Genomic DNA, 9,989 nt, shown 5'->3' on the forward strand with positions numbered 1-9,989 from the left:
GACGTTCCCTCAAACCGTCCAGATCAGTCGAAGAGTTTGGAAACCGATTCCTCATTGGCGATCCGCCGGATGGCCTCGCCGATCAGCGGAGCGACCGAGACGCGGCGAATCTTGGAGCAGCCCAGCACCTCGTCCGGCTGCTCGATCGAGTCGGTGATCACCAGCTCCTTCAGCGGGCCGTCGGCCACGCGCTGGACGGCCGGGCCGGACAGCACGCCATGGCTGATGTAGGCCGAAACCTGGGTCGCGCCCTTGTCGATCAGCGCCTTGGCGGCGTTCACCAGCGTGCCGCCCGAATCGACGATGTCGTCGAACAGGATGCATTCGCGTCCGGCCACGTCGCCGATGATGTTCATGACCTCGCTCTCGCCCGCCTTGGGGCGGCGCTTGTCGACGATGGCCAGGTCGACGTTCAGGCGCTCGGCCAGCGAGCGGGCGCGCACCACGCCGCCCACGTCCGGCGAGACGATCATCAGATTGCCGCGCTGGTAGTTTTCCTTGATGTCGCTGGCCAGAACCGGCGTGGCGACCAGATTGTCGGTCGGGATGTCGAAGAAGCCCTGAATCTGGCCCGCGTGCAGGTCCATGGTCAGGACCCGGTCGGCGCCGGCGCGGGTGATCATATTGGCGACCAGCTTGGCCGAGATCGGGGTGCGGCCCCCGGTCTTCCGGTCCTGACGGGCGTAGCCGAAATAGGGGACGACAGCCGTGATCCGCTTGGCCGACGCCCTGACCAGGGCGTCCGTCATGATCAGCATTTCCATCAGGTTGTCGTTGGCCGGATAGCTGGTCGACTGGATGACGAAGACGTCCTCGCCGCGAACGTTCTCCTCGATCATCGCGAACACTTCATTGTCGGCGAACCGCTTCACCTGGGCCTTGGTCAGGGGCATGTCGAGGTGGCTTGCAATCGCGGCCGCGAGGGTCCGGTTCGAGTTGCCAGAGAGCAGCTTCATGTCCGGTCATCCTTTCGCCGTCATCGCCCGGCTGCATGTCGCCGTGGCGCTGGCGCGCTACATATCAGGGGACGCCGGGGTCACAAGTCGCGATCCATGCTTTTTTGGCGCTTCTTCGCGCATTGGCGCTGCGAAGTTCACTGGTATAGAGATCGCGTCTCGTTTCCGGGGGCGCCGTCGGACGGTGGTCCGTAGGCATGCATACTTGAGGTCGTCCTTGTCCGTTTCGAAGTTCCGCTCCGGTCTTGTTCTGGCGGCCGTCGCCGTTTCGGCCCTGACCGTCACCGCCTGTAACGGCGGTTCGAACCGTCCGCGTCTGGCCTATGAGGAACGCCCGGTCGAGGCCCTGTACAACACCGGCTATCAGCGCATTCAGGCGAAGCGCTGGAGCGACGCCATCGACTACTTCCAGGAAGTCGAGCGCCAGCACCCCTATTCGGAATGGTCGCGTCGCGCGATCCTGATGCAGATCTACGCCTATTATCAGGACAACCACTATCAGGAGGCGATCGCCGCGGCGGATCGCTTCATCGCCCTGTTCCCGGGCAATCCCAGCGCGCCCTACGCCTTCTACATGAAGGCCATCTGCAATTTCGAACAGATCACCGACGTGGGCCGCGACCAGGGTTTCGCCCAGGCGGCGCTGAGCGGCCTGCGGGATGTGGCCCGCCGCTATCCGGGCACGCCCTACGCCATCGACGCCACGGTGAAGATGGACATGGTCAACGACCAGCTGGCCGGCAAGGAAATGGCTATCGGCCGCTACTATCAGCGCGCCAACCAGCCGCTGGCCGCCCTGAACCGCTACAAGACCGTGATCGACAACCCGGCCTACCAGCGCACCTCGCACACGCCGGAAGCCCTGTATCGTCTGGTCGAGGTCAATCTGACCCTCGGCCTGAAGGACGAGGCCATGCGCAACGGTTCGGTGCTGGGCTTCAACTATCCGGGCAGCCCCTGGTACTCCGAAGCCTACGCCCTGCTGTCGGAACAGGCCGCCGCTCCGGAAGTCGCGCCGACCGCGCAGCGTGAAAGCTGGCTACGTCGTCTGATCCCGGGCTGACGTTTTCTTTTTGTTCCTCTATTCCCGGGCTTGTCCCGGGAGGCGGTTGCTCCGCATTCTCCGGCATCGCCCGAGAAGACGATTCGCCTTGCCCCAGATTTCTGACCGCGTTTCCGGCCTGATGTTCCCGCAAGGGAGCCTGCCGTGCTGACCGCGCTTTCGATTCGCGACATCGTTCTGGTGGACGTGCTGGACCTCGAGGTCCGGGATGGCCTGACCGTGCTGACCGGCGAGACCGGGGCCGGCAAGTCGATCATTCTGGATGCCTTGGGTCTGGCGCTCGGGGCGCGGGGCGACGCCGGTCTGGTGCGGGCCGGGGCCAGACAGGCCAGCGCCACCGCCGTCTTCACCGCGCCCGACGATGCCGCCCTGATCGAACTGATCGCCGAGAAGGGATTCGAGGTCACGCCGGGCGAGGATTTGATCCTGCGCCGCACCGTCGCCGCCGACGGCCGCAGCCGCGCCTTCGTCAACGACCAGCCTGCGGGCGTCACCGCCCTGCGTGAGATCGGTCAGGCCTTGGTCGAGGTGCACGGTCAGCACGAGACGGTCGGCCTGCTGGACTGGAAGACTCACCGCGCCCTGCTGGACGCCTACGGCGGGCTGTCGCCCCAGCTGGAGGGCGTGGCCCGCGCCGCCGAGGCCCTGAAGACCGCCGAGCGCAAGGTCGCCGACCTGAAGGCCGCCGCCGCCGACGCCGCCGCCCACACCGAGGAACTGACCCAGAATCTGGCCGACCTCGACGCGCTGGATCCCCGCGCGGACGAGGAAACCGAGCTGGCGGGCGAACGGGCCCTGCTCGGCGCGGCGGAAAAGGCCATGGCCGATCTGACCGACGCCCGCGCCTCACTGGGCGGGGACAAGCTGTCGCGCAACCTGTCGGCGGCCCTGCGCGCGGTCGAGCACGCCCGCACCCGCGCGGCCCAGTCGGGCGCCGAGGGCGATCATCCGCTGCTGCTGAAACTCACCGCCGCCGCCGAGGCTATCGACCGCACGCTGGTGGAGGCCGAGGAGGCGCTGGCCTGCGTCGACGCCGCCGCTGACGCCTTCGACTTCGAGCCGGGCCGTCTGGACAAGACGGAGGAGCGGCTGTTCGCCCTGCGCGCCGCCGCCCGCAAGCTGAACACCTCGGTCGAGCTGCTGCCGACCCTGCGCGAGCGCTTCCGTGAGCAACTGCGTCTGATCGAGGACGGCGCCGACGCCATCACCGCCGCCGAGCGCGAGGCCTCCGGTGCGCGCGAGGCCTATGATCTGGCCGCGACCCTGCTGACCTCGGCGCGTGAGGCCGCCGCCGAGCGGCTGACGATGTCGGTGATGGAGGAACTGGGGCCGCTGAAGCTGGAACGCGCCCGTTTCCGTGTCGCCTTCGAGCCGGTGGCTGAGGGGCGCCGTGGGCCGCTGGGCGTCGAGACCGTGCGCTTCGAGATCGCCACCAACGCCGGAACCCCCTTCGGTCCGCTGGACGCCATCGCGTCGGGCGGCGAACTGGCCCGCTTCGCCCTCGCCATGAAGGCCGCGCTGGCGGGACGCGAGGACCAGCGCCAGCCGGTGATGATCTTCGATGAGGTCGATCAGGGCGTCGGCGGCGCCGTGGCCGAGGCCGTCGGCACCCGCCTGAAGCGCCTGTCGCAGGGGGCGCAGGTGCTGGTCGTCACCCACAGCCCGCAGGTCGCCGCGCGCGGCCACGCCCACTGGAAGGTCCGCAAGTCGGACCACGCGGGCGTCACCGCCACCACGGTCGACACGCTGGATGAAGGTCAGCGGCTGGAAGAAATCGCGCGGATGCTGTCGGGCGCGACCATCACCGATGAAGCGCGCGCGGCGGCGAAGACCCTGATCGGCTAGCGCTTCGGCGGCTCACGCCGCCTGCAGCACCTTGCGCAGGGCGGTGTGGATGTCCGGGTTGGCGGCCAGCACCTGCTTGCCGTTCTTCGGATCGCCGTCGATGTCGATGGTGGTGACCAGACCGCCGGCCTCGGTGACCAGCAGGATGCCCGCGGCCACGTCCCACGCCTGCAGATTGCGCTCGAAGAAGGCGTCGTAGCGACCGGCGGCGACCCAGGCGAAGTCCAGGGCGGCCGAGCCGAGACGGCGGATGCCCGCGACGCGCTGGCCGACGGCGTGGATGTCCTTGATCGACTGGGCGTGGCCCGTCTTGCCGATGAAGGGCAGGCCGGTGCCGATCAGGCTTTCCGACAGCTCCTTCCGACCCGCCACGCGGATGCGACCGTCGTTCAGGTAGCAGCCCTTGCCCTTCTCGGCCCAGAACATCTCGTTCATGACCGGGTTGTAGGTCACGGCGGCGACGATCTCGGACGAGCCGTCCGGCGCGAAACGCTCCAGCCCGACCGTGATCGCGAAATGCGGCATGGCGTGGATGAAGTTGGTCGTGCCGTCGATCGGATCGACGATCCAGCGGTGCGACTTGTCGGTGCCTTCGATGAAGCCGCGTTCCTCGCCGAGGAAGCCGTAGCCCGGGCGGGCTTTCATCAGCAGCTCATACAGGGTGTCTTCGGCCTTGATGTCTGCGGCGGTGACGAAGTCGCCCGGACCCTTGCGCGAGGTCTGGAGCTGCGACACTTCACCGAAGTCGCGCAGCATGGGGCGGGCGGTCTTGCGGACCGCGTCCATCATGACGGTGAGCAGGGCGGAGGCGAGGGCCATCTTGGATCTCCTGGTCCGTCATGCCCTCCAAGGCGCGCGGCCCGGGCATGCGGAGAAGTTCAAACGCTAACCGGCTCCGACGGAGCCGGTGAAGTGATTGGTGACTGGTGGTTGGTGATTGATGCGGCTCCCACCACACCCTTTGGGCTTACGCTGGCTTTTGATCCAGCAGTCACCAATCACCAATCACTAGTCACGCGGCGAAGCCGCCTAGTCCGCGCGGCGGACGTATTCGCCGGTGGTGGTGTCGACGACGATCTTCTCGCCGGCCGACATGTACGGCGGGATCATGATGCGGACGCCGTTGTTGGCGATCGCGGGCTTGTAGGACGAGGAGGCGGTCTGGCCCTTCACGGTCGGCTCGGTCTCGACAACTTCCAGCGTCACCTGATCCGGCAGCGACAGACCGATCGGACGGTCCTCGTGCATTTCGATCACGACCTTCATGCCTTCCTGCAGGTACGGGATGCGGTCGTCGCCGACCCAGTCCTTCTGCAGTTCGATCTGCTCGTAGTTTTCGTCGTTCATGAAGACGAGGTTGTCGCCGCCGTCGAACAGGTAGGAGAAATCCTTCTGTTCCAGCGTCACGCGCTCAACCTTGTCTTCCGAACGGAAGCGCTCGTTCAGCTTGTTGCCGGTCTCGAGGTTCTTGGCCTCGACGTTGGCGAAGGCGCCGCCCTTGCCGGGCTTGACGTGGCTGGCCTTGGTGACGACCCACAGGCCGCCATTGTGCTGCAGGACCATGCCGGGCTTGATGGTGTTGCCGTTAATCTTGGCCATGATGTCTCGGAAGGGTTGAGGCGCAGCCCTTGCGGCGCGCGCGAACGGGCGCAGTCCCTAACGGAAGCCGGGGCTTACGGCAAGCTGGGCGCGTCAGTGCAGCGTCTGCCCGGTCTCGCGCGCCTTGCGGCCGATCATGTTGGCGACCGCCACCTCGCCGCCGACGGGGGCCGCCATCTTGCCGGCGCGGGCGTCCAGCTTGCGGGCCTCATGGGCGAAGGCGGCGGCCATGCCCGCCGAGGACATGGCGGCGGCGATCTGCAGCCCCCGGCTGGCGGGGCGCATGGCGATCCACACGGCGTTCAGCGCTTGCGCCCCGGCCCAGAGGGCCATGGCGACATTCCGCTCCTTCGCTTTCGGCGCGTTCCACACGCGCACCGCCGACAGGGTGGTGGCCGAGAAGACGGCGGGCAGGATGAAGCTCAGCGATCCTCGCGGCCGCTCGGTGATCGGCGCGTCGTCTTGCGTCAGCTGGACAGGGCGAGGCCTGATCGTCCGCCGGGCGAAGGCGGTGGCCGCCAGGGCGAACCCCACCGTCAGGGCCATGCCCAGCACCACATGGCCGACGTCGCGGCCCCCGGCGTTCAGAAAGTCCGTCGCCGCGTCCTGCACGTCGTCGAACACATCATCGATATCAGTCATCCGCGCCTCCAGCTCGGGAGGGGAATGAGCCGGAAGGGGCAGGGGTTCCCGCCCCTTCGACTACGATCAGTTCCCCGTCGCGCTCTTGTCCGGCGCGATCTCGGTCATGGCGGATTGCAGGTAGTTCTGCTCGCCCAGTTGCTCGATCAGCTTGTGCTGGGCCTCGAGGAAGTCGATGTGCTCCTCGGTGTCCGACAGGATGCGCATCACCAGATCGCGGCTGACGTAGTCCTTGGCGGCCTCGAACTGGGCCACGGCGGCGATGACGGTGTCGCGCGAGCCCAGTTCCAGCTGCAGGTCGGCGCCCAGGCATTCGAAGACGTTCTCGCCGATCTTCAGCTTGTGCAGGTCCTGCAGGTTCGGCAGGCCGTCGAGGAACAGCACGCGTTTGATCAGCATGTCGGCGTGGCGCATCTCGCCGATCGACTCGTCATAGATGATCTGGCCGAGGTGCTTCAGACCCCAGCTTTCGAACATGCGCGCGTGCAGGAAGTACTGGTTCACCGCCGTCAGTTCGTTGGTCAGGATCGCGTTCAGCGTCCGGATGATCGCGGGGTCGCCCTTCATGGTCGTCGTCCTTGCAGCGGTTGTGGCGTCCCGGAGGAGGGGAGTCGCCTTCAGTCCCGCCGTTCATACCATGAACAAACGCTGTGTGTTCACTTGCGAACACTTATCACGACATTGAAATTGCGAGTAAAAATCGGGCGCAGTCGGCGCTGCGATTGCTACTCAGCCGCCATGGCGAAGGCCTGCTGGCTGTCCTGGATCATCTGGCGCATTTCGCAGACGCATTTGGCGCACTGGGCCTGGCACTGGTGTTTGGCGAACACCTCGCGCGGACGCGTCGCGCCCGCCTCGATGGCCGAGGCGACGTCACGCTTGCGAAGACCGTTACAGTTGCAGACGTACAAGGAAGGCGGACCCACTCGATGCGAATGGTTCGCTATAGCAGCCCGATTAAGGCGACTGCAAGTCGTTCGCATGCGTCGGGTGGATTGACGCCGCGCGCGCATCGTCGCACTCCCCGCGCATGGCCAGAGAACCCGTCGTCCCGCCGCGCCCGCCGTGCGCCCTGTATCTGATCACCCCGCCGGCGATCCCGGATCTGCCCGCCTTCGCGAAGACGCTGGGCGAGGCGCTGGATGCGGGCGCGGTGGCGGCCCTGCAAATCCGGCTGAAGGAGGTGGACGATGCCGCCGTGCTGGCGGCGGTCGAGGCGCTGAGGCCGGTGGCGCAGGCGCGGGGCGTCGCGGTGATCCTGAACGACCGCCCCGATCTGGCGAAGCGCTCGGGTTGCGACGGGGTCCATGTGGGACAGACTGACGCATCCTACGCCGAGGCCCGACGCACGATGGGGCCGGACGCCATGATCGGCGTGACCTGCCACGACAGCCGGGAACTGGCCATGGACGCCGCCGAGGCGGGGGCGGACTACGTCGCCTTCGGCGCCTTCTTCCCGACCACCACGAAGGAGACGGAGCACCGCCCCGAGCCTGAAATCCTGACCATCTGGCAGGAAACGGTCGAGACGCCCTGCGTCGCCATCGGCGGGATCAACGCCGGAAACGCCGCCGATCTGGCGCGGGCGGGGGCGGACTTCGTCGCCGTCAGCGGCGCGGTCTGGAGCCATCCACAGGGCGCGGCGGCGGCGGTTCGCGAGCTTGATCAGGTGCTTGCGAGCGCCTTCTGACCTTCAGGGGATGTTAGGAAGCCAAGGTTTAGGTATCGCCCCGGAATTTCCCTGCCGGACGTGATCATGACCATGAGCCGCGTGCTCGACCCCCAGCCCGCCGTCGCGGCAGATACGGTCTCGCCTTCGCGCGCCCTGCCGTCCGGGGCATCGTCGACGCGCGGGATCGGTCAGCCGCTGGCTCCGGTCTTCACCGCCATGGCGGTGCTGGTCCTGACGGTTCTGGCGCTCAGCTTCGCCCGGTCCGCCGACATGGTCGCGGCCCTTTGGGGCGCGGGCGGCGTGGCGGTCGCGGTCTGGCTGCGGACCTCGCGCGGACCGCTGTACGATCTGTGCTTCGGCGCCTTGGTGGCGTGCGGCGTCGCGGCGGGCAATCTGCTGGCCGGCAATTCCACCAAGATGACGCTGATGTTCACCGTGGCGAACATGGTGGACATCTATCTGGCCGTCCTGCTGGCGCGCCGGTTCGCCCCCACCCTGAATCTGGCCAGCGTCCAGGGCTGCTGCCGCTTCCTGATCAGCGCCGCGGTGATCGCGCCCATCCCCGCAGCCGTTGGCGTCGGGGCCATGCTGTACTGGATGAACGGCGCGGACTTCATGGAGACCGCCCAGACCTGGTGGTTCGGTCATGCGCTGAGCATCGCGGTGATCGCCAGCTTCGGTCTGGCGATCACCCGGCGCGAGCTGTTGCGCTACCGCGCGCCCGCGCGGGCGGCCGAGGCGGTCATCCTGCTGAGCCTGGTGACGGTCGCCAACCTGCTGATCTTCGGCATGCAGTCGCTGCCCATCAGCTTCCTCACCCTGCCGTTGCTGCTGCTGATCGCCGTGCGCCTGCGCCTGCTGGGCGTCACGGCGGCGCTGGTCATCATCAGTATTCTGGCCATCGGCGGCAGCATGATGGGACACGGTCCCTATGCCGCCGTGTTCAAGGGCGCGGACCGGGCCATGATGGCCCAGCTTCTGGTGCTGTTCGGCTATCTGCCTATCCTGCTGGTCGCCGCCCTGCTGGAGGAGCGCGACCGTCTGTCGGATCGCGCCAAGGCCGGTCAGGTCAGGGCCGAGCGGGCGTCGGAGGCCAAGTCGCGTCTGCTCGCCAATGTGGCGCACGAGATCAAGAGCCCGGTCGGCGGCATCATCGGCATCGGTGAGCTGTGGCGCGCGGGCCAGCTCGGGCCGGTCAGTCCGACCCAGGCCGAGATGGCCGACATGCTGGTCAAGACCGCCCGTCAGGTCGAGACCCTGGCCCACGACCTGCTGGATGTCGCCCGCGCCGAGTCGGGTGCCGTGAAGGTTGAACTGCGTCCCACCGACGTTCCGGGCGTGCTGGACGATGTGCGCCGCGCCACCGCCCTGCGGCCCGAAGCCCACGGGCTGAAGATCGACGTCATCAGCGAGGGCGACGGGCTTGTGGCGTTGGCCGATTCCCAGCGTCTGGCCCAGGTGGTCGCCAACCTGACCTCCAACGCGGTCAAATACGGCGGCTCGGGCGGGATCGTGGTCCTGCGCGCCTCGCGCATCCACGACGGCGTCCGCATCGAGGTCATCGACCGTGGTCCGGGCCTCAGCCCCGAGAAACAGACCCAGCTGTTCGAGCCGTTCAACCGTCTTGGCCTCGAACGCTCGACGGTCGAGGGGCACGGCATCGGCCTGGCCCTGGCCAAGCGTCTGGTCGAGCTGCAGGGCGGGACCATCGGCGTCAACTCGACGCCGGGCGAGGGCGCGGTCTTCTGGGTCGAACTGCCCTCCGCCTGATCCGGGCGCCTGATCCGGGCGCCTGATCGGGGCGGATCGGGCCTTGCCGTCGCCGCACTCTGGGGCGAAGGTCGCGGCCATGAAAGTCACCGTCGCGTCCGCCGCCGCCCTTATGATCCTCGCCGGAGCGCCAGTGGCGCAGGCCCAGACGGCGACGCAGACGCCGCCTCCGGTTCCCGCGTCCGATTTCACCCGCGACCTGAACGGCGGCCCGCCGCGTCCGGCCGAGTATCTGGCCCCCGCGCCCGCGCCGGTGGTGACGCCGGCGCCTGCTGCTGCGACGCCGACCCCGGCTCCCGCCCCGGCGACGACCACGCCGCGTCCGGCGACCGCCGCGCCGACACCGGCTCCGGCCATGACCGCTCCCCGTCCCGCGGCCCCGACGACCCGTCCGCCCGCCGCCGCGACCCCGACCTCGCCACTGATTCCAGGTGCGATGGCG

At 67.9% G+C, this 9,989-nt stretch carries 10 protein-coding genes and 1 pseudogene; 5 read left to right on the forward strand and 6 right to left on the reverse strand.

Features of this window, described 5'->3' with window-relative positions; genetic code table 11:
- Positions 1 to 23: 23 nt before the first annotated feature.
- The gene (locus tag ACODRV_RS14750) at positions 24 to 956 is read right to left on the reverse strand and encodes a ribose-phosphate pyrophosphokinase (RefSeq protein WP_141627415.1); all 933 of its coding nucleotides are present in this window, start codon (positions 954 to 956) and stop codon (positions 24 to 26) included.
- Between the two features lie 217 nt (positions 957 to 1,173).
- On the opposite strand from ACODRV_RS14750, the gene ACODRV_RS14755 reads away from it, so the two are divergent.
- On the forward strand, positions 1,174 to 2,019 hold the full coding sequence (locus ACODRV_RS14755) for an outer membrane protein assembly factor BamD (RefSeq protein WP_488908814.1): 846 nt from the start codon (positions 1,174 to 1,176) through the stop codon (positions 2,017 to 2,019).
- Positions 2,020 to 2,163: 144 nt separating this feature from the next.
- Entirely contained in the window at positions 2,164 to 3,864 is a 1,701-nt protein-coding gene (gene recN / locus ACODRV_RS14760; protein WP_488908815.1) for a DNA repair protein RecN, read from the forward strand.
- A 12-nt stretch (positions 3,865 to 3,876) separates the two neighbouring features.
- Here the strand turns inward: recN and ACODRV_RS14765 are convergent, their stop codons facing one another.
- From ACODRV_RS14765 to ACODRV_RS14785, 5 genes are all read right to left on the reverse strand, one after another.
- On the reverse strand, positions 3,877 to 4,683 hold the full coding sequence (locus tag ACODRV_RS14765; RefSeq protein WP_488908816.1) for an inositol monophosphatase family protein: 807 nt from the start codon (positions 4,681 to 4,683) through the stop codon (positions 3,877 to 3,879).
- A gap of 210 nt (positions 4,684 to 4,893) precedes the next feature.
- Positions 4,894 to 5,463 carry an elongation factor P gene (gene efp, locus ACODRV_RS14770; RefSeq protein WP_141627411.1) on the reverse strand — a complete coding sequence of 190 codons (570 nt, stop codon included), beginning with the start codon at positions 5,461 to 5,463 and terminating at the stop codon, positions 4,894 to 4,896.
- A 93-nt stretch (positions 5,464 to 5,556) separates the two neighbouring features.
- Positions 5,557 to 6,105 (reverse strand): tryptophan-rich sensory protein, encoded by a 549-nt coding sequence (locus tag ACODRV_RS14775; protein ID WP_488908817.1) that lies wholly within the window; start codon positions 6,103 to 6,105, stop codon positions 5,557 to 5,559.
- 66 nt (positions 6,106 to 6,171) lie between these two features.
- Complete coding sequence (bfr, locus tag ACODRV_RS14780) at positions 6,172 to 6,672, reverse strand: bacterioferritin (protein ID WP_141627409.1); 501 nt, start codon at positions 6,670 to 6,672, stop codon at positions 6,172 to 6,174.
- Positions 6,673 to 6,830: 158 nt separating this feature from the next.
- Positions 6,831 to 7,016 (reverse strand): (2Fe-2S)-binding protein, encoded by a 186-nt coding sequence (locus tag ACODRV_RS14785; RefSeq protein ID WP_141628352.1) that lies wholly within the window; start codon positions 7,014 to 7,016, stop codon positions 6,831 to 6,833.
- 119 nt (positions 7,017 to 7,135) lie between these two features.
- Here ACODRV_RS14785 and thiE point away from each other — a divergent pair, with 119 nt between their 5' ends.
- The 3 genes and pseudogenes from thiE to ACODRV_RS14800 form a co-directional block, all read left to right on the forward strand.
- Positions 7,136 to 7,795: a thiamine phosphate synthase gene (thiE, locus tag ACODRV_RS14790; protein WP_488908818.1), complete on the forward strand. Its 660-nt coding sequence runs from the start codon at positions 7,136 to 7,138 to the stop codon at positions 7,793 to 7,795.
- A gap of 66 nt (positions 7,796 to 7,861) precedes the next feature.
- The gene (locus tag ACODRV_RS14795) at positions 7,862 to 9,547 is read left to right on the forward strand and encodes a sensor histidine kinase (RefSeq protein WP_488908819.1); all 1,686 of its coding nucleotides are present in this window, start codon (positions 7,862 to 7,864) and stop codon (positions 9,545 to 9,547) included.
- A gap of 79 nt (positions 9,548 to 9,626) precedes the next feature.
- Positions 9,627 to 9,989, forward strand: a pseudogene (locus ACODRV_RS14800) (hypothetical protein); the annotation flags it as partial.

Source organism: Brevundimonas sp. FG8 (assembly GCF_057808845.1).